This window comes from Pseudomonas sp. PF05 (genome assembly GCF_056521845.1).
The window spans coordinates 138,642-158,932 of the sequence record NZ_JBWLPW010000015.1 but is presented as its reverse complement, the minus strand read 5'-3'; the positions used below and the strand labels follow the sequence as shown (position 1 = coordinate 158,932).

Sequence of the window (20,291 nt, the reverse complement as noted above, 5' to 3'; positions counted from 1 at the left end):
GAATGACATGATCAACGTAGACCTTCAGCAACTGATTCAGGCGTTGGACGCCGAAACCAGAAGCGATCTGGAGCGCTCGGCCGAGCAATGCGTCGCCCGTGGCGCAGACAAAGTCCTGGTGGAAGACTTGCTGCTGGGCTTGCTGGAACGTCCGCAAGGGCTGTTCGCGCGAGCCTTGCACGATGCCCAGGTAAGCGCAGGCGAACTGAGCGCCGCCCTGCAGCCACGAATGGGGCACAGCGCCTCACGCAACCCGGTATTCGCCCCAGAGCTGGTGCAGTGGTTGCAGGATGCACTGCTGGTGGCCAATCTCGAGCTGGGCTGCAGCCAGGTCGGACAGGCCGCGTTGATCCTGGCATTGCTGCGCAACCCGCTTCGCTATGCAGGAAGTGCTTACCAGGCGCTGCTCACCCGACTGAATGTCGATCGGTTGAAAGATTTCGCCTTGTCGCAACAGACCCAACCGGTCGCCGATCAGTCCGCCAAGCCGGGCGACTCCCTGCTGGCGCGTTTTACCCAGGACCTGACCCGGCAGGCCCGCGAAGGCCAACTCGATCCGGTGCTTTGTCGCGACGGCGAAATCAGGCAGATGATCGATATCCTCGTTCGTCGCCGCAAAAACAATCCAATCGTGGTCGGTGAAGCCGGGGTGGGCAAGACCGCCCTTGTCGAGGGGCTGGCGTTGCGCATCGCCGCCGGGGAAGTACCGTCAGCACTCGAAGGAATCGAGTTACTTTCGCTGGATATGGGGCTCCTGCAGGCCGGCGCCAGCATAAAAGGTGAATTCGAGCGTCGCCTCAAGGGGGTGATCGATGAGGTCCAGGCATCGCCAAAATCCATCATCCTGTTCATCGATGAGGCCCACACCTTGGTTGGCGCGGGTGGCAACGCCGGGGGCGCCGATGCGGCCAACCTGCTCAAGCCAGCCTTGGCCCGGGGCGAGTTGCGTACTATCGCGGCCACCACCTGGACCGAGTACAAAAAATATTTCGAGAAAGACCCGGCCCTGGCCCGTCGTTTCCAGCCGGTGCAATTGCACGAGCCGACCGTCAGCGAGGCAGTGACCATCCTGCGTGGCCTGGCCCGGGTCTACGAAAACAGTCACGGCATTTACGTGCGTGACGATGCGGTGGTCGCGGCGGCGCAATTGTCGGCCCGCTACCTGGCGGGTCGTCAGTTGCCAGACAAGGCTGTGGATGTGCTGGACACTGCCTGCGCCCGTGTGCGCATCAGCCTGGCCGCTGCGCCGCAAAGCCTGGAGCGATTGCGCGGCGAGTTGGCCGAAGGCGAGCGCCAGCGCCAAGCGCTGCGTCGTGATGCGCAGGCCGGCCTATCGATTGATCTTCAGGCGCTGCAAGCGCTGGAGGCACGCCTGGAGGCCATCGAAAACGAGCGCCGAACGCTGGAAATCCAATGGACCGAGCAACGCATTCTTGCCGAGCGCCTTTTGTCGCTTCGCCAGCAATTGGCCAAGGCGCGGGAAACCGCGGTGGATCACCCCCTCAGCGTTGAAACCCTGGAAGCGGCGTTGCATGAAACACACCGTACATTGGTGGCTATGCAAGCCCAGGAACGCCTGGTCAGCTTCGAAGTTTGCCCACGACTGGTCGCCGAAGTCATCAATGCCTGGACCGGTGTACCGCTGGCGCAACTGGCGCGAGAGCACAATTTGAAAGTCGCCAGTTTCGCGACGGACCTGCGTGCTCGTATTCGGGGTCAGGAGCCTGCTGTGCAGGCGCTTGATCGCGCGATGCGTGCTGCCGCTGCGGGCCTGAACAAACCCGACGCCCCGGTGGGCGTGTTTCTGTTGGTAGGGCCCAGCGGCGTCGGCAAGACTGAGACGGCGCATGCCCTGGCCGACCTGCTCTATGGCGGTGATCGTTTTATCACCACGCTCAACATGACTGAGTTCCAGGAGAAACATACGGTTTCCCGGCTGATCGGCGCGCCGCCGGGCTACGTCGGTTTTGGCGAAGGCGGCATGCTCACCGAAGCCGTGCGGCAAAAGCCCTATTGCGTGGTGTTGCTCGATGAAGTCGAAAAAGCCGACCCGGATGTGTTGAATCTGTTTTACCAGATATTCGACAAGGGCCTGGCCAACGACGGAGAAGGGCGGCAGATTGATTTTCGTAACACCCTGATCCTGATGACGTCGAACCTGGGCAGCGAACGCATCGACGAGTTGTGCAAAAACGGCGCAACACCCAGTGCCGAATACCTTGAAGAATCCATTCGCCCAATACTCAGCCAACATTTCAAACCCGCGCTGTTGGCCCGCATGTGCGTGGTGCCGTATTACCCGGTCAGCGGGCCGGTGTTGCGTGAGCTGGTGGAAATCAAACTCGACCGCCTGGGCGAGAGGCTGCGCCGTCGTCAATTGGGCTTCAGTTATTGCGGACATCTTGTGAACCACCTGGTCGAGCGTTGCCGTCGTAACGATCGTGGCGCGCGACTGATTGACCAATTGCTTGACCTGCACCTGATGCCGCTGGTTACCGACCGGTTGCTCGCGGCCATGGCCGGTGGTGAACAGCTACGGCATGTACACGCCGTGCTCAACGGCGATGCCGGCGTCGCTTGTGAGTTCTCCTGAGGTGGGCGCCATGTTCAAGAAACTCTCGCAACCGTTGGAGTATGCCGAAGCACTTCTGGCGCAGTTTTCCAACCTTTCACGTTTGACGGACGGTGCTGAGCTGGTGGGGAGTTTCGTCCAGGGTGCAGCACGCCTCAGTGGCTGTGAACTAGTGCAGTTGTACCTGCTCGATGCCACTCGCACCCGCCTGGAAATGAACACCGAGTGCCTGGAAGGCCAGTTGCAATTTCGTGACCCGCAAAGCCTGCCCTCCGATTATCACGCTGAGCAGTTGTTGCAATTTTCCCTGTGCCAGAACCGTGTGGTGTGCCTCGGCGCGTTAAGCGACAGCGTGCATGAAACCCGTTTCCTGCCAGCGCGCGCCGCGCCCTGGCAGTCGCTGCTTTGTATCCCACTGGCCAACCCGCAGGACGGAGTCAGGGGCTTGTTGCTTTGCGCCAGTATTCAGCACCTCGACTTGCATGGGGTCGCCGAGTCCTTGGGGCATCTTGGTATCTTCGCGCTTGGCCAGATGCATCGGTTGCAGCGCCTGCGCGGCCCTGTCGACGGGTCGGTGCCTGATACCACAAGCCTGCCAAGCGGCATCAGTTACGGCCTGATCGGCAAGAGCATGGCCATGCGCAAGACCTGCTCATTGCTCAGTAAAGTGCTGCACAGCCCCTATACCGTCCTGCTGCGGGGTGAGACCGGTACCGGCAAGGAGGTGGTGGCCCGGGTCCTCCATGAATACGGCCCGCGTCGATCCAAGGCGTTTGTCGTGCAGAACTGCGCGGCGGTTCCCGAGAACCTGCTGGAAAGTGAGCTTTTCGGCTATCGCAAGGGGGCGTTCACCGGTGCCGACCGGGACCGTGCCGGACTGTTCGACGCGGCCAATGGCGGCACGCTGTTGCTCGATGAAATCGGCGACATGCCGTTATCCCTGCAAGCCAAGTTGTTGCGAGTGTTGCAGGAAGGTGAAATCCGGCCGTTGGGGTCCAACGACACTCACCATGTCGACGTGCGCATCATTGCCGCCACTCACCGTGACCTGAAGCAACTGATGGAGGAGGGCAAGTTCCGCGAAGACCTGTATTACCGCCTTGCGCAGTTCCCCATTCCGTTACCGGCGTTGCGCCAGCGCGACGGCGACATCATTGAGCTGGCGCGGCATTTTGCCGACAAGGCTTGCACGCTCCTGCAGCGCGATCCGGTGCGCTGGTCAGACGCGGCGCTCGATCACCTGGCTGCCTACGACTTCCCGGGAAACGTGCGTGAACTCAAGAGCATCGTAGAAAGGGCCGTGCTCTTGTGTGAGAGCGGCGAACTGCTCGTCGAGCATTTTTCACTGCACATACAGACCCCAGCCGAGCGTGGTCGCGTGAGCTTGCGTGAACGGATGGAGCAGATCGAACGTGGCTTGCTGATCGATTGCCTGCGCGAGACATCGGGCAACAAGGCGCGTGCCGCCCGAGAACTTGGCCTGCCGTTGCGCACGCTGGTCTATCGCCTTGCGCGCCTGAAGGTACAGCGTAGTGATTTCAATGATTGATCCTCACCTTGTTCGTAGCCCTTCCAGCCCGGTCATTTCTGGAGAAATTTCGATGCCTGTTTTTGCCTGGCGAGCCGTCCTGCTGACGCTCCTCGTGTCATTTGCCCTCGGCGGTTGTAGTGGTAACTACAAATTCAATGACAGTGATTATCGCCCTCTGGGTGATCCACAGGCGGTCAGTCGCGGTAAGTGACCCAAGGAGCCTTTAATAGATGGATCTCGTATTCGAAATGCTGAACGCCAACCAGTTCGTCCCGGTACGGCTGTGTCACAAGACCTTCGGACCGGCCGGCGGAGTGATTGGGCGGGGCGAAGGTTGCCACTGGATGATTCCTGACCGCGATCGCCTGTTGTCCAAGTGCCACGCGCAGGTCAGCTTCCGTGAGGGTGCGTTTTTCCTGACTGATACCAGTGGCAACGGTACAACCCACCGCGAAAGCGGCGCACGCCTGCCCAAGGGCGAGCCGGTACGGATACAGGACGGAGATGCCTACATCATGGGCGAATTCGAGGTCCTGGCGCGGTTGGTCGGCGGGCCGTCGAAAAGCATTGCCGAAGCCGGTCGCTCGATGCCGGTCGACAGTCTCATTCCGGACGATGCCTTTCTGGAACTCGACCCGCTGAAAGCGCTGGACCAACAGGAGCGGGTCTTGCTGGACATCGATGAGTTGATAAATCCCACTGCCGTACCGCCAGACGCCCTTGGGCGCCCAGATTATGCGCGTATCGACATGGAAAGCCTGCTGGTGCCGGAGTTGGTCGAAGAGCTCGTTGAACCAAGGCCTGCGCCCATCCTGCCCGCCGACGTTATGGATCACCCGCGCGAAGGTTTTTGGGAGCGCTTTGCTATGGCCTTGGGCATGGATCCCGAAAGCCTTGATAGCGAAGCCCGCGAAACCCTGGCGATCAACGCCGCGCAGCTGCTCAAGCAAAGCATCCATGGTTTGCAGCAGAGCGTGCGCATTCGCTCGGGGTTGAAAGGCGAACCGCGCCTGGCCCAGACCTATGAAGAACAGGTTCGTCTGATTGCCAGCCTGCAAATCGATCACCACGGATGACGTCCATGTCGCACTGCACGATGCACTTATTCAAGACGTTGACGGCGCTGGCCACGACCCTGTTGTTGGGCGGTTGCACCACGCTGTCACCCTTTTCGACGATGACCAAGCTCAACCTTGCCCTGACGGCCAGTGATCGGCTCAACCCTGATCTCAATGGGCGACCATCGCCAGTGGTGGTGCGGTTGTTCGAACTCAGGCATCCAGTAGCCTTTGAAAACTCGGATTTCTTCAGCCTCTATGAGCGCGCGAGGGAAACACTGGCCCCTGATCTGGTTTCCAGCGAAGAGCTGGAATTGCGCCCAGGTGAAACCGTCGAGCTCAGGCTCGGTATCACTGGGGATGGCCGTTACGTCGGCATACTCGCGGCGTACCGAGACCTGCCACACGCCCGCTGGCGCTACACACTGCCAGTGGCTGCGACGCAGTTGACCGAAGCGAACCTGACCCTCGACCAGGATGGGATCGCCAACACGCTTGAAAGACAGGCCAAGGTAGATGACCGATGAATCACGATAAAGTCATCTGGCAAGAAGGCATGTTGTTGCGTCCGCAACATCTGCAACACAACGATCGTTACTTCGACCACCAGTTGAAGGTTCGTACCCGCTTGCTGGCCAGTTACGCCTGGGGATTGCTGGCGCTGGAAATCGATCTGCAATTTCTCAACATGGGCCAACTGGTGGTCAGCCAGGCCAGTGGGGTCCTGCCGGACGGCAGTCTGTTCGAACTCGGTGGCAACCGCGAGCCGTTGGCCCTGGAAGTGCCGTCCAATACCAGCAATACACCGATCTACCTCGCGCTGCCATTGGTGACTGGCAATCACATCGAGTCCCGTCGTCCCGAGCAATCCGACGTACTGGCGCGCTACACCATCTACGACGCGCAGGTGACCGATTCCAACGCCGGTGATTCCGGCGGGAGCCAGATCAGTTGCGGCCGACCGGACCTGCGCCTGCTATTGGGCGAGCAACAGAGCGACCATGCGTTTGTGAAGCTCAAGCTCTGTGAGGTGCTCGATACCACGGCCGATGGGGTGATCAGGCTCGATCCGGACTTTGTGCCGACCTTCATCCAGGCCCGCTCATCCCATTATTTGCTGTCGTGCCTCAAGGAGATCATCGGCATGCTTGCCCATCGGGGTGAAAGCCTTGCCGAGCGGATCCGTTTCAATGGCAAGGCAGGTGGTGCGCAAGTCGGCGATTTCATGATGTTGCAACTGATCAACCGTAGCGAACTGTTGCTGCGTCATTACCTGGACCTGGAGCAAGTTCATCCCGAAACGCTCTACCGAACGCTACTGGCCCTGTTGGGTGAGCTGGCGACGTTCTCCAGTGACAGCAAGCGCCCACCACTCACCAACCGCTACCAGCACAGCGACCAGGGCGCATGTTTTCGAAGCCTGATGCAAGCGATCCGCCAGGTGCTGTCGATGGTGCTCGAGCAGCACGCTATCGAGCTGCCATTGCAGCCGCGCCAATATGGAATCACCGTCTCGCCGATGCAGGACCTCACCCTGCTGGATACGGCGTCATTCGTACTGGCGGCGAGTGCCAACTGTGACAGCGAAGAACTGCGTCATCGACTGCCGTCGAACCTCAAGGTTGGCTCGGTGGAGCGCATCCGCCAGTTGGTCAACCTGCATCTGCCCGGTATCAAGATCAGGCCTCTGCCCGTGGCTCCGCGGCAGATCGCATTCCATGCCAACAAAACCTATTTCATTTTGGAGCCCAGCGCCGAAGACCTGGCGCAACTGAAGCGCTCGGCGGGCTTCGCGTTCCATGTGTGCGGTGATTTCTCCGAGCTTGAACTGAACTTTTGGGCCATCAGGAATTGAACGAAATGGATAAGGAAAATCCCCAGGACGAAACGACCGTCCTGCTCGACCACCATGGGCAACGTCCTGCTTCCGGGCCCTTGACCGACGCGGCTGCGCCGCCGCGTTTCGAACAGTTGCAAGAGCGAATGATCTACGCGGCGCACCTGCCGCGGTCCCAGACCCTCAATGTCAGTCTCAATCCGCTGGTCGCGGCGGCGTCTGGATTGTTGTCGCAAATGGTGCAGCTCAAGCACGGCCGCGAACGGGGGGACCTGCATGCCCTAAAAAGCGAACTGAGGCGAGGTCTGGAGCAGTTCGAAGCCTGTGCCTTGCAGGATGGTGTTGAAAACAGTCAGTTGATTGCAGCGCGCTACGTGCTCTGCTCAGCGATCGACGAGGCGATCGTCACCACGCCGTGGGGCTATGGCGGTGGCTGGTCACAGATAAGCCTGCTCAGCACTTTCCACAACGAAACCTTCGGCGGCGAGAAGGTTTTTCAATTGATTGAGCGCTTGTCGAAAAACCCCATCAAGCACCTGTCGATGCTTGAATTGTTGTATCTGTGCCTGTCCCTGGGCTTCGAGGGCAAGTATCGGGTGCAGACCCGTGGGATGGTCGAGCTCGAAAGCCTGCGCGACGCCCTGTACCGGCTGATTTGTCAGACACGCGGCGACACCCCTCGTGAACTGTCGCCCCACTGGGAAGGCTTCGAAGGCGCGCGACGCAGCCCGGTGCGCATTGTCCCGGCCTGGACGGTGACGGTTTTTACGCTGGTCTGCCTGGGGGTGATGTACTCGAGTTTCGCCTGGGTATTGGACGAGCAACGCCGAAGCGTACTGCAACCTTATCAACTGTCAGAGCCGGTCGCCGCTCAGCCGCTGCCGTAAACAGGGACGTGTCATGAAATTGCTTTTCAGGAAAGCCGGTGCCTGGGTGCGCCAGACGTGGATTTGGACGCTGCTGGCGGTGCTTTGTATCGCGTTGCTGGTGTGGTTCGCCGGGCCACTCCTGGCCGTCAATGACTACAAGTTCTGGGCAAGCCCGACGGCGCGGTTGTTGACCGTCAGCGTGCTTCTGCTGGGCTGGGGCCTGGCCATGGTTTTCGTCCATGGGCGCGCCGGTTCAAGCGCGAATCCCCAGCAACACACCCCCGAGCAGGCTCGGACCTTGCATCAGGCCAGCATTGATGATGAGCAGCGCGAAGTGCGCTCGCGCTTCAAGCAGGCGTTAACCACGCTAAGGTCATCGAGCCTTTATCCCGGCCGCAGCGAACGCTGGCGCAACGATCTGCCGTGGTATCTGCTGATCGGCCCGCCTGCCAGCGGCAAGACCCGCCTGCTGGATTGCTCGGGCCTGGAGTTCGCTCTCGACAGGCTGGAGCGCAAGCCAATCGGCGACACATCGGGTACCCGTCATTGCGATTGGTATTTTGCCGAGCACGCTGTGCTGATCGACACTGCCGGGCGCTACCTGACCCAAACGGACAGTGATGTCGACAGCAGCGCCTGGGCCGTATTGCTCGAACGTCTGCGCAAGCGTCGGCGCACTCGTCCGTTGAGCGGCGTACTGGTGACGGTGCCGACCGAGGTCCTGTTGCTGGGCAGCGAGGACGAAGTGACCACGCTGGCCTGCCAGATTCGTGGCCGCCTGCAGGAACTGCAAAGACGACTGCACATCGATGTCCCGATCTACCTGGTCCTGAGCAAAGCGGACGGCGTGCCAGGTTTCAATGAGTTCTTTGATTCGCTGACTCGCGAAGAAAACGACCAGGTATTGGGTGCAAGTTTCAGTCGAGACCAGCGCGGCAGTGATGTGGCCGTGCTACGTGCCGAGTTCGAGGCGCTGCTGCATCGCCTCAACAGCCAGGTGATCATGCGCATGCATCAGGAGCGCGACCCGCTGCGTCGTAGCTGCATGCTTGATTTCCCTCACCAACTGGGACAACTGGGCGCCGGCCTGTGTCTGCTGGTCGAGCAGGCGTTTACCGGCAACGTCGGTACGTTGCGTGGTTTCTATTTGACTAGCGCAGCGCCGCCGGGCCGAACCCATACCGCGCCTGGCGGGCGCTCGCGGTTCATTCATCACTTGATCAGCCGGGTGATTTTTCCGGAAGCCGATCTGACTGACCTCGTTCAGCGCGAGCGCCGTCGTCTCCATTGGGGGCAGCGAGCCTTATATTCCGGAGCGCTGACGGTCATTGGCTTGTGTGGGGTGTTGTGGGCGGTTGGTTTTTCGGCCAACCACGAGCGTCTGGACAACTTGCGTACGTTGGCGCAACGCTGGGATCAGCAGCAATCGACCCAGATGACGGCGGATGACTGGACCGCGATGCTCGAATCCCTGGATATCCGTTTTAAGGCCACCCAGGTTTTCCCTCCCGACAGGGCGGTGCCTTTGCATGAACGCGTCGGTCTGTACCAGGGCGACGCGAGCAACCCTGCGGTGACCGACGCCTACGAGCGTGAATTGCAGGCGCAACTGCTGCCGAAGGTTGCGCAGAGGCTGGAAGCGCATGTCCGCAACAACTGGAATGACCGTGAGCAACTGCTCAACAGCCTGCGCGCGTACTTGATGCTGGGCTTGCAAGAGCGTCGCGATATTGCCTGGCTCAAGGATTGGCTGGCCAACGATGGGTCGCTTCGTTACCCCGGCAACACGGCGCTACAGGAGGGCCTGAATGCCCACTTCGAGCGCCTGTTGGAGCTGCCCTTTATCCATACGCTCAACGAACCGCTGGTGGCCCAGGCCCGGGAAGCCTTGCGCCGCGAATCCCTGGCGGCTGTCGTGTACAGAATGCTGCACGAACAGGCCAGCCATTTGCCGCAATACCGCCTCAGCCAGCACCTGGGCTCGCAAGGTGCGTTGTTGGTCGGCACCGATCATGTGATTCCCGGTTTCTATACCCGTCAGGGTTACGAACGCTATTTTTCGGTTCAAGGCGCGGCCCTGGTCACCGAATTGCTGCGGGACAACTGGGTATTGGGTGAAGGTGAGGGCCTCAGCGGCATGGACATGCGTCGCCTGATGGTCGAACTCCAACAGCTGTATTTTCGTGATTATGCCGACCACTGGAGCGAAGCGATCGGCCAGGTCGCCCTGCAAACCATCAGCAAGGCAGGTGAGGGCGCCGAGCAACTCGCGGGGCTGACCTCGGCTCACTCGCCGATTCTGCGAATGCTGGTGCAAGTGCGCGAACACACTCGAATCCAGGCTGCTGCCGAGCAAATCGACGACTTGACACAAGCGCCAGGGAACGGTGGACATGCCGTTGCAAAACTCGCCGCCGTGGCTGGGAAAGTCGCTGTGTCCTTGACCGAAAATCTGCCGGACACCGCGCAAAAATCCTTGCGACGGCGTTTCGAACCCCTGCATCGCCTGCTGGACCCGGACAATGCTCCGACGGCTGATCTGGTCCAGGCCTTGCGAGCCCTTGATGAGGTGCAATTGCAACTGGCGAACCTGGCCCGCGCCAGTGCACCGGAACAAGCGGCGTTCGAGCTGGCCAGGCACCGAATGAGCGGTCAGCGCGATGCGTTGAGTCACCTGCGCAGTGCGTCTGCCCGCCTGCCGCGGCCGGTCGGTACGTGGTTCAACGTGCTGGCCGAGGACAGCTGGCGTTTGGTGCTCAATGATTCTTATCGTTACCTGAACCAGCGTTATCAGAGCGAGCTGTACAGCTTTTACGGCAAGGCAATCAACAAGCGTTACCCGTTCAGCGCCCACAGTGCCAGCGACGTCGCGCTCAATGACTTCCGGGAATTCTTCAAGGACCAGGGCATCGTCGATCGATTCTTCGACAATTACCTGCAGCCCTTCGTCAGCGGTCCTGCGGGACACTACCGTCTGCGCAGCATCGACGGTCAGAGCTTGCCGATGTCCCGGGTCTATCTCGATCAGATGGCAACCGCGCACACCATTCGCCGAAGCTTTTTTGCCGAAAACCCGACCGAGCCGCAAGTGCTGTTCAAGCTGGAGCCGTACACCCTGGACCCGGCGGTAAGCCGGGCTGAATTCCGTTTCGGTGACCAGATGCTTGAATACCGCCACGGTCCGATCCTGCCGGTGGCGTTTACCTGGCCAAGCGACGCGCAGAATGGCCGAACCGCCCTGGTGCTTGACAAAATGGTTGGACGAGGCGTGGGCATCGAGAAAAATACCGGGCCGTGGTCGCTGTTTCGGTTGTTCGACCTGATGCAGAGTGAATACCTGACCGGGCGCGATGTACGCGTATTGAAGGCGGACTTGGGTGGCCTGCGCGCCAACTATCTGCTGACGAGCCAGCGCACGCCGAACCCTTTCGACATGAGTGTGCTGCGCACATTTCGCCTGCCGGTGCAGCTTTGATGGAGGCCGGCCCCTGGTACAGCGCCGCGCGCACGGACCCTGGCAAGACCCGGCCACGTAATGAGGATGCATTTCTCGACTGCCCGCAACAGGGGGTGTGGGCGGTGGCCGACGGCATGGGGGGCCACTGGGGGGGGGACATTGCCAGTCAGTTGATCGTTGCCAACCTGACGGAACTGCCGTTGTACCGGGACTTGGCTGAACGTTCGAAAGCGGTGCGCCAATGCCTGCGCTGGACCAACCGACGACTTAGCCAGGAGCTTACCGTCACCGAAGATCATCCCGGCATTATTGGCAGTACTGTGGTGGCGCTGTTGTTGGAAGGAAATCGCGGGGTCTGCATCTGGGCGGGCGACAGCCGTTGTTACCTGTGGCGCGGTCGGCGACTGTACCAACTGACCAAGGACCACTCACTGCAACAGCAACTGATCGACACACAACACATCAGTCGCGATGAGGCCTGTGCCCATCCTGCGGCCAAGGCGCTGACTCGCGCGGTCGGTGCCGCCCCAGAGTTGACGCTGGAGGTGCTGGAGCTGGAGGTTCACCCGGGCGATACGTTCTTGTTGTGCAGTGACGGCCTGTACCAAGGCCTTGGCGCGCAAGCCCTTGGCAATGCCCTGGGCCTGGCTTCGCCAAGCCTGGCGTTGGAGCATCTTTTCGACGATGTTCTGCGTGGCCCGGCGCGGGATAACCTGACGGCCGTAGTGGTCCGCCCATGAATGCAGAGGGCGGCCATCCCACCTATTCCACCTTCGCCAACGCTGCGCCTGCTGTGACATCCAGCCAGCGTTGCGTCAGCGAAACACCGGACATACTCGCAGGACGCTATCGCCTTGAACGCTTGCTTGGGGCGGGTGGCATGGGTGTTGTCTACCGCGCGCGGGATCTGCTGCACGAACAATTCGCTGACCCCGATCCGTACCTTGCCTTGAAGATGCTCAGCGAGGCATTCGACGCGTCACCCGATGCGAGTGCGCTGCTCTACAGCGAGTTCGCCCTGATGCGGCGATTGCACCACCCGAATATTTTGCGCCCCTACACCTTCGAAGTGGATACCGCTCAACAACGGGCCTTCATCACCATGGAGCTGATGCGTGGCCTGACCTTGGACAAACTGCTTTGCGAACGCCCCCGCGGGTTGCCTTGGCCTGAGCTCAAGGCTATCGCCGTGCCGCTGCTCGATGCCCTGGCGTATGCCCACAGCCGTGGCGTACTGCACGGCGACATGAAGCCAAGCAACATCATGTTGAGCGAAGAAGGCCTGCGCCTGTTCGATTTCGGTTTGGGCCGGGCCGAGGAAGGGCCTTCTCAGCATCTGCCCAACCTGAACCGTGAGTGCCTCAACGCCTGGACCCCAGGTTACGCGGCGCCTGAACTGCTTGAAGGTGCGCCCCTGTCAGCGGGTGCCGATGTCTACGCTGTGGCTTGCGTGCTGTATGAACTGGCGAGCGGCCAACACCCGTTCCGACGGCTACCTTCCACCCAGGCTCGCGATGCCCGGTTGGAACGCGCGCTCAAGGCACCGCGCAACCTGCCCAGGCGTTGCTGGCCGGCGCTGCGGATGGCGTTGGCATTTGATCCGGGGCAGCGGCGTATGGGGGCGGCTCGGTTACGTGATGCCTTAGGGGGTGTGTCGTCCTGGTGGTGACATTTTCTCTGTGGGAGCGAGCTTGCTCCCGCTCGGCTCTGTAGGAGCTGGCGAAGCCTGCGATTTTTTGATCGTTCGCTTGCGGCTTAAGTGTCTGGAGAAAGATCGCCGCCTCGTTGCACTCGACAGCTACGGGCGCAGCCCCGCATGGCGATGTGACGATGAACTGCGTAGGTTGCGACAGTTTTGCGTTTCCTCTCAGCGTGGGCCGTGTATCACCTACCCGGCCCATCTGGCCCTTATCGGTGGCGCCGGACTGTTGCGAACATCTTTCTCTGGGCATGGCACAACGGTGACCTAACCACCGCCAAGATTGAGCGACGACGTTTGAGCACGGACACTCTTCTACCTAAAATTTCTGAAGTAAAAGGCCAGCCCACTTGGGGTGATAGCAATCTCCCCGACTTGCGTACCCTGGCGCGTGAGTTGCGTACACATGCCCTTGAGGAAGTGATTGCGGCGACCAACCATGAGGACGCCATCGAGGTGACGGCTCAGTACCTGGGGTTTATTGACCCAGCGATCTTGTCCCTAACCGTCGAGACGCCCTTGGGCGACGTGACCATTCTGCGTAGCAGCATTTATCACATTGTCGAAAAGCGGCTGGATGCCCGTGAGCGCTACGTGAGGCTTGCTCTAGATACGCTCACAGGGCCATTGGAAGTGTGGAAAGTGGCCTTTACTGACGGCACTGATCGTCTGGCGTTCATCGGCGCGTATGAGTCAAAGCGGCAGATGTTAGTAAGCGTTGTGTTCTTCGAGGGGCAAATGCTGTGGAACTTCATGCACACTGACGCGAAGTCGCTCAACAAGCACCGCCATGGCGAGCTGCTGTACAAGCGCTACACGCTTTTGTGACAGGCAAAGAAAAGGGCTACTTGACAGTAGCCCTCGAATTTTAAGCTTGATATTCATATACACACCCTCAAGCAGGGGTGTGGAGGTCTCACCCTACGCTGATGTCCCAACCATCGACGGGGTTCCTACGCCAGTTATAGCCGCTGGGAGGCAACTGGTTTCGCGCTCAGGGATAAGGCTATTCGCCTTTGAGCGTACCGTCAATCAAACTTGATGAATGGCCGTGTTTTTCTGGGCTATGCGGATTTTTTCTTAACTCGCGAGCGCCCTTTAATGCGCTCAAACCGAGCTATTGCGAACTGCCCTGGTGGCTATCGTGGGTCGACGTTATCCAGCACACGGCTGGCCAGCATTGAACTCAGTTCGATCAGTTGCTGGATGCCGAGGGCAATGTGGCGGCGGGGGCCTTCCAGGTCGAAGGCGAGGTTGCTGATCATCGCGTCAGCGGATGCCAGGTTTTCGCTGAGGTTGGCGAGCAGGCATTCGTTGTCGGCGTTTTTTGCCACGGTGAAGAGCTGGTCCGGTTTGGATGCATCTTCGGACTTTTCCGGTTTCGGTAGCAGGTAGTAATCCAAGGCGCGCTTTTCTGCTTCGTCTTGTTTCTTCGTTTTGGATTGAGTGGACGCAGAGGTGCGCTCTGCTTCGGGGGGATTCGGTGTAATTTTGAACATGGTGCAGCTCCTTTCGTAAGAGGAACCATCACCGTCTGCCGCCAAGCAGGTGGGGTGACGGGTTACGCAAGGTTGGCGGACCGGAACGAAAGGAACCCGGCATCCCCGAAGGGATCCTTGCGCACCCGCCATAACATAGGAGTGCCAAATGCCAGAGGCATTGCAATCATATTGGGGGCTGTTGCGCCTTTCGTGTACCGGGCCGCCAAGCCCGACCACTGATGGGCAGTGGCAGGGAAACGATAGAACCCATGAGCAAGGCGCACAAGCGGGTGAATTCTGGCGTAGTTGTAGGCAATGGCGCAAGGATGCGTAGCTTGGTGGAAGCGTTGCGGAGGGAGAATAAACAAGCCTTCGTAATGCCCAGGATTCGGGGCGAGGAAGCGTGCTCTTGCTCGGTGGCGCAGCGGTTTTTCTGTAGGAATGCGCCGGCCTTTTTGGGGCGGCTTCGCCGCCCAGCGGGAGCAAGCTCCCTCGCCACGGGATCTGTGTTTTGGATCAGGCCCTGTGGTGTTGGCTCGATCGGCATATAAATGTCAAAGCTTGTCCGGGCTAGAAACCGAGGGCTCTAGAGCCATGCTTTGGTCAGGCCTTTTTTTCCAAGTAAAACTTCAGATATTTTTTGGGTCTTTCTTGAAAGGCTCGAGCTTTGCCGAAGCTGTAGGCGTCATCAAAGTACCTATAAGCCTGCGCGTGGTCTCCCAGCTCAAAATAGACCATTCCCAGGTTAATCAGCGGCCCTGTATCGATATCCGATTCCCGGCCATTCAAGGTCTTTTGTGCCCAGTCTTTAGCAGCCTCGAAATCCCCATTGTCAAAATGCAGGTTGAAAAAAGAACCTGTGACCCAGGCTGACAAAGGTGTCCATTCCAGCTTCGGTTCAGGAAGCAATTCCCAAGCTTTTTGGTACAGGGCTTGAGCTTCATTTTTTTTGTTTTGCTCATCGAGCTCATTACCCGACGCCATGATGCGCATTATTTCGTCTGCCAGCGTCGGGCTTTTATCTGCCAAGTCTTTCATATGACGTTCCTTTACTAGTAAATGGGCTTTTCTGCGGGACCAATAAAATCGCCGGGGTCCCTATATCGATCCGTCAGGAGCGCGCCTTTGGAGCGGTTATGGGAATAATATTCCAGCTCATAATTGTCAGGGTCGCGCATCCATCCCCTCACTTCTTTGGTTTTAGCCCCATGGAAACCGCCTTTGGAGTTCCAGTATTTAACGGCATCCGTTTTATGGGCCATGTCGGCGTCTTTAATGGAATACCATTTCTTGTCGGTGCTCTGGAATCTCATGTTTTTCCCGGTGCCGATTATTTTACCTTCGGCTCTCATCCGCGCGATCACCGCTTTGCCGGTACGGCTGCTCTTCCCAGGGGTTCTGCCTACAGAGTTCAGGCGACAAGATAGACCCAATGGATCGATCCATCCAAAGGGGTTGGGACTGTAGGCGTAAAAATTCAGACCACCGTTCAACCCAATCGGATCCGGCGTAGTAAACCGCCCCACATCCGGATCATAAAACCTGAACGTATTGAAATGCAGCCCGGTTTCCCGGTCCAGGTACTGCCCCTGGAACCGCAGATTCTGCTCTTCGATGTAATACGGCTCGCGCACTTCCTCCAGCGTATTGCCCCACACCCGATACGTCGCCTGCCACACATTGTGTCCGTCGGCTTCGGTGAGTTGTTCCGGCAGGCCGTTGAGGTCGTTGTGGTAGTAGCGGATCTTTTGCAGCGGGCCGCTGCCGTCGACGCGGGCCAGGGGTTCGTAGCCGTCGTCTTCGTAGAGGTACAGGCTGGTTTGCTGGTGGCGGTGTTCCTGCAACAGGCGCAGGCCGTCCCAGGTGAAGCGAGTTTCGCCCAGCGGGTAACCATTGCTGTCGTGTTCGGTTTTTTCGATGCGCCGGCCCAGCGGGTCGTAGGCCATTTTCACCACGCTGCCGTTGTCGTTGCGCACCTCGATCAAGCGGCTTTCGGCGTCGTAGGCGAAGTGCTGCACGCCACGTTTGGCGCTGCGTTTTTCGATCATCCGGCCGAAGGCGTCGTAGCGGTAGCGCTTGTCCTGGTAGGTCAGCAGTTTGTTGTGCACCACCAATCCTACGCCGGGGGCCGGGCCGTCCAGCAGGTTGGCGGCGGCGTCGTAGGTGAAGGTTTCGCGCTGGCCGTGCAGGCTGTCCTGGGTGGCGATGATGCGGCCGGTGGCGTCGTAGTGCAGGAGCTGGCGCTGTTGTGCGGCGGGTTGTTGGTCGAGTTTGCCGATGAGGTTGTCGGCGGGGTCGTACTCGAAGTGTTTTTGCACCGCCGCCGGCAACAGCGAGGGTTGGCTGCTGTGACGGCGTTGCCGTGCGCGCAGGCGACCGCTGCGGTCGTATTCGCTGCGGGTGCTGAGCTGCCCTTGGGTGCGCAGCACTTCGCGGTGCAGGCGGTCGCGTTCGAAGTCGCTGATGACCTGGCCGTCGAGGTTGATCTGGTGCAGGTGGCCGCTGCCGTAGTACAGGCGGTTGACCCAGCGGCCATCGGGCAGTTGGGTCTGGATCAGGTTGCCGAGTTCGTCGTAGTGGTGTTGCAGGCTGCCGGCGGCGCTGTTTTCGGCGAGCAGCTGGCCGGTGGCATCGTAGGCGAAGCTCAGGGTTTGCGCGTTGCCCTGCAGGTCGGTGAAAGTGACGGCGGTGAGTTGGTCCAGCGGGTCGTAGCGGTATTCGGTGCGGCCGTCGTCGGTGACTTTGGCGATCAGGCGGCCCACGGCGTCGCGTTCCAGGCGATGGACGATGGGCGCCGGCGGTGTTTCGGGAATGAGTGCCAGGCCCGTGCCGTACGGCGCAGGCATCGCCGTCACCGCCGCGACGTTGTCGAGGCGGTCGTAGTCGTAGCGTTTGGCGCTGCCATCCAGGTCTTGTTGTTCGGTCAACCGATCCCCGGCATCCCAGGCAAACCGGTAGCTCTCGCCATTCTCGTTGGTCAGCGCTTGCAGCCGGCCGAAGCTGTCATAGGCGAACTGCACTTGCCGGCCCTGGGCGTCGGTGCGTTGGCGGACCTGTCCGCGGCGGTTGTGTTGGTAGAGCGTGGTGTGCCCGGCCGGGTCGGTGTAGCCGGTGAGTTGGCCGGCGGTGTCGCGCTGGTAGTGCTCGGTGCGACCGTCCGGCAATTGGCTGCTGAGCAGGCGCCCCTGGGCGTCGTAGCTGAATTGGGTGCGCTCGCCGAGGGCGTCGGTGATGGTGTGCAGGTAACCGCGCGCGTCGTAGCTGAAACGCGTCGGGTAACCCGAGCAATCCACATGTTCCACCAATTGCCCGAACGGGTTCCAGCGCAGTTTTTTGCTCTTGCCGGTGGCGTCGATGATTTCCACGACCTGGCCGTGGGTGTCGTAGCGGTAGCGGGTGATGTGGCCCAGCGGGTCGGTTTCGGCGGTGCAGTTGCCGCGTTGATCGTAGCGGTATTTCCAGCTGTGGCCGGCGGCGTCGGTGTCCACCAGCGGCAGGGCCCAGTGTTCGAGCCAGAGGGTGGATTCGCTACGGCCCAACGGGTCGGTTTCGCTGATGAGGTTGCCGGCTTCGTCGTAGCTGAATGTGTACTGGCCGCCCTGTGGATCGGTGGCGCTGAGCAACTGGCGCTCATCGTTCCATTCGAACAACCACGTCTGGCCGAGGTTGTCAGTGAACTGGGTGATCTGGTGCTGGCTGTTCCAGTGCCGGGTGCTGACGCGTTGCAGGCTGTCGCTGATGCGGGTGATGCCAGCCTTGAGGTCATAGTCGAACTGGTAGGCGTCGCCTTCGTCGGTCCAGTGGCGGACCACGCGCCATTCCTGGTCGTCGATCAGGGCCCATTCGTAGAAGCAATGCAGGCCGCTGGGCAACTGGTGCTCGACCATCCGCTGCCCGGCGTCGTAGCTGAAGCGCCGTTGCACCTGGCCGGTGGCGTCGCGCACTTCGGCGAGGGTGTTCGCCGCGTCGTAGGCGTAGCTGACCAGCACTTCCCGCGATTGGTCGGGGTAGAGGCGTTCGATGTGGGTGACGCATTCGCCTGCGCGGATCAGCTCGACTTGCACCAGGTCGAAGGTGTCGCGCAGCCGCACCAGGCGTCCGGCGTCGTCGTAGTCGAGGTGGATGCGGTTGTCGTTGCGGTCGCCCAGTTGGCTCAGGCGCAGGTGCGAAGGGTTGGCTGGCGAAGGTTGGAACAAGCGGTATAGGCCGTCGTCGCTTTCGATCAGCAATTGCCCGTTCACGTGGCGACGCACGGCCAGGCCTTCGCCGGCACTGAATACCGCGCCGCCCAAGGGGATGGAACCCATGTCGATGGGCCGGCCTTGTTCGTCGGTGTAGACCAGGGTTTCGCCGCCCTCGGGGTGGGGCAGGATTTGCACCTGGACTTCGTAGGCGACGCTCCAGCCGGCGCCGAACAGGCTGTCGTGGCGTTCGTCGCGGCTGTTGTACACGCGCTGCCAGTCAATCGGCAGGATGCCGGGCAAGACGAAATCCAGGTCCTCGTCACCGCCCAATACTTTGGCGCCCGTGGCGGCATGCACCGGGTTCGACGAACCCATGGCGGCGTTGGCGGCCGCGTTCGCCGCACTGCTGGCGGCCATGGATACCGCGCCGCCCACCAGCATGCACGGCAGTTTGCTGAAGAACTTGCCCTTGCCGCCCTTGAGCATCAGCAGTGCGGTGACCGCCAGGCCCACGCCGGGTGTCTTGCCGCTGCGAATCTCGCGCACCACCACCGAGCCGCCGCCGATGGTCACGTTGGGCGAGATCAGCCCGGCCGACACTACCGTCGCATCGCAGGTGCTGCGGTCGCCGCTGCGCACGGCGGGCTGGCCGTTGATGGTGACCTTGTCCGAGCCTTCGGCCATGAACTGCGGTGGCATGGGTGGGTGCTTGGTGCAGATCACCAGGTCTTCCGGTCGGGTCTGCGTACCGGGGGCGGGCGAGGCGACAGTGGGGCGCCACATCTGCGAGAAGAAATTCCCGGCCATGTCCAGGTAACTGGGTTCTTCTTCCGGCTCGGGCATTTCCAGTTCGGTGCCGGCCGGTGCGACATGGGAAACAACAGCGCCGGCGGCGCGGGCCGAGGGGATGTTGTTGGTGAAGGTGTCCTTGGATCCGGTGAGGATGTTGGCCTGCACCGTGGGCGGAAAGAGGGCGTTGCCGATGCCCTCGCATAAATTGCTCAGGCCTTTGTCGGCCCCGGTCTTGCTCATGGCCAGGCCGACGATGGTGCCCACCACCAGGCCCAGGACGAAGCAACCCAGGCCGCCAGTGGCAACGGTGATGCCCGTGGCCGCGACCACGGCGGCGGTCGCCAGGGCGGTGATCGCGATGTTGGCCGCCACCTCCAATACGCCGCCGAGGATGTCGGCCATCATCGAAGTGTGGTTGAGTGCATCGCCCAGGCGGGCCGCCCAGAGCGCGTCAGACATGCCGAATACTCATGCAAGCGGCTGCGCGCCTACGTGATGCGAGGCCTTCCATTGGCTATTTTTCCTGGTCGGTTACGGCATGCTCATCAAGGCCATTCTCAGGCGCTTGATCAGTTTCGGGGTCTTGAGGCAATCGGCCGGGCGTTTGTTGCCCAGGGCGGGCACGGTCTGTTCCAGCCACCATAAGCCTTCCTTGAGCCCTCTTTTGCCGTAGAGCACCACGGCCATGTCGAGGTGGTCGTTCATGGCCTTGGCCAGCGTGCGGGCGTTGTCGTCGAGGTAGTCCTCTGCGTACAGCTGCACGAACGTCTGCCAATCGGCGTCACCAACGTATTCGTCTTCCAGTCCCATT

The 20,291-nt window shown here is 60.6% G+C and carries 14 protein-coding genes and 1 pseudogene; 11 read left to right on the top strand and 4 right to left on the bottom strand.

Translation table 11 applies throughout. The features are described from left to right. Nucleotides 1-7 precede the first annotated feature (7 nt). The 11 genes and pseudogenes from tssH to AC09SL_RS22900 all read left to right on the top strand — a co-directional run bounded on the left by tssH (nucleotide 8) and on the right by AC09SL_RS22900 (nucleotide 13,851). Complete coding sequence (gene tssH / locus AC09SL_RS22950; protein ID WP_064106862.1) at nucleotides 8-2,593, top strand: type VI secretion system ATPase TssH; 2,586 nt, start codon at nucleotides 8-10, stop codon at nucleotides 2,591-2,593. Between the two features lie 10 nt (nucleotides 2,594-2,603). Next, on the top strand, nucleotides 2,604-4,121 hold the full coding sequence (locus AC09SL_RS22945; protein WP_058545355.1) for a sigma-54 interaction domain-containing protein: 1,518 nt from the start codon (nucleotides 2,604-2,606) through the stop codon (nucleotides 4,119-4,121). A 52-nt stretch (nucleotides 4,122-4,173) separates the two neighbouring features. Next, complete coding sequence (locus tag AC09SL_RS22940) at nucleotides 4,174-4,314, top strand: type VI secretion protein (RefSeq protein WP_081264425.1); 141 nt, start codon at nucleotides 4,174-4,176, stop codon at nucleotides 4,312-4,314. A gap of 19 nt (nucleotides 4,315-4,333) precedes the next feature. Beyond that, a pseudogene (gene tagH, locus AC09SL_RS22935) lies at nucleotides 4,334-5,125 on the top strand (type VI secretion system-associated FHA domain protein TagH); the annotation flags it as partial. A gap of 59 nt (nucleotides 5,126-5,184) precedes the next feature. After that, on the top strand, nucleotides 5,185-5,688 hold the full coding sequence (tssJ, locus tag AC09SL_RS22930; protein ID WP_058545357.1) for a type VI secretion system lipoprotein TssJ: 504 nt from the start codon (nucleotides 5,185-5,187) through the stop codon (nucleotides 5,686-5,688). Further along, complete coding sequence (gene tssK, locus AC09SL_RS22925) at nucleotides 5,685-7,016, top strand: type VI secretion system baseplate subunit TssK (protein WP_058545358.1); 1,332 nt, start codon at nucleotides 5,685-5,687, stop codon at nucleotides 7,014-7,016. Before tssJ ends, tssK begins: the two co-directional genes overlap by 4 nt. A gap of 5 nt (nucleotides 7,017-7,021) precedes the next feature. Beyond that, on the top strand, nucleotides 7,022-7,885 hold the full coding sequence (gene icmH, locus AC09SL_RS22920; protein WP_058545359.1) for a type IVB secretion system protein IcmH/DotU: 864 nt from the start codon (nucleotides 7,022-7,024) through the stop codon (nucleotides 7,883-7,885). A 13-nt stretch (nucleotides 7,886-7,898) separates the two neighbouring features. Continuing rightward, nucleotides 7,899-11,342, top strand: a complete 3,444-nt coding sequence (tssM, locus tag AC09SL_RS22915; RefSeq protein WP_058545360.1) for a type VI secretion system membrane subunit TssM — start codon at nucleotides 7,899-7,901, stop codon at nucleotides 11,340-11,342. Then, a complete protein-coding gene (locus AC09SL_RS22910) occupies nucleotides 11,339-12,064 on the top strand; it encodes a PP2C family protein-serine/threonine phosphatase (RefSeq protein WP_058545361.1) in 726 nt (241 codons plus the stop codon). The genes tssM and AC09SL_RS22910 overlap by 4 nt, the downstream gene beginning before the upstream one ends. Then, the gene (locus tag AC09SL_RS22905) at nucleotides 12,061-12,993 is read left to right on the top strand and encodes a serine/threonine-protein kinase (RefSeq protein WP_058545362.1); all 933 of its coding nucleotides are present in this window, start codon (nucleotides 12,061-12,063) and stop codon (nucleotides 12,991-12,993) included. The genes AC09SL_RS22910 and AC09SL_RS22905 overlap by 4 nt, the downstream gene beginning before the upstream one ends. A gap of 327 nt (nucleotides 12,994-13,320) precedes the next feature. Then, entirely contained in the window at nucleotides 13,321-13,851 is a 531-nt protein-coding gene (locus AC09SL_RS22900) for a PBECR2 nuclease fold domain-containing protein (RefSeq protein WP_058545363.1), read from the top strand. A 311-nt stretch (nucleotides 13,852-14,162) separates the two neighbouring features. Here AC09SL_RS22900 and AC09SL_RS22895 read toward each other — a convergent pair whose 3' ends face one another. The 4 genes from AC09SL_RS22895 to AC09SL_RS22880 all read right to left on the bottom strand — a co-directional run bounded on the left by AC09SL_RS22895 (nucleotide 14,163) and on the right by AC09SL_RS22880 (nucleotide 20,290). Continuing rightward, nucleotides 14,163-14,522, bottom strand: a complete 360-nt coding sequence (locus AC09SL_RS22895; RefSeq protein WP_058545364.1) for a DUF6124 family protein — start codon at nucleotides 14,520-14,522, stop codon at nucleotides 14,163-14,165. Nucleotides 14,523-15,107: 585 nt separating this feature from the next. Further along, nucleotides 15,108-15,542 carry a tetratricopeptide repeat protein gene (locus AC09SL_RS22890; RefSeq protein WP_058545365.1) on the bottom strand — a complete coding sequence of 145 codons (435 nt, stop codon included), beginning with the start codon at nucleotides 15,540-15,542 and terminating at the stop codon, nucleotides 15,108-15,110. Nucleotides 15,543-15,556: 14 nt separating this feature from the next. After that, nucleotides 15,557-19,939: an RHS repeat-associated core domain-containing protein gene (locus AC09SL_RS22885; protein ID WP_081264426.1), complete on the bottom strand. Its 4,383-nt coding sequence runs from the start codon at nucleotides 19,937-19,939 to the stop codon at nucleotides 15,557-15,559. 72 nt (nucleotides 19,940-20,011) lie between these two features. Next, complete coding sequence (locus AC09SL_RS22880; protein WP_058545366.1) at nucleotides 20,012-20,290, bottom strand: hypothetical protein; 279 nt, start codon at nucleotides 20,288-20,290, stop codon at nucleotides 20,012-20,014. Nucleotide 20,291 lies beyond the last annotated feature (1 nt).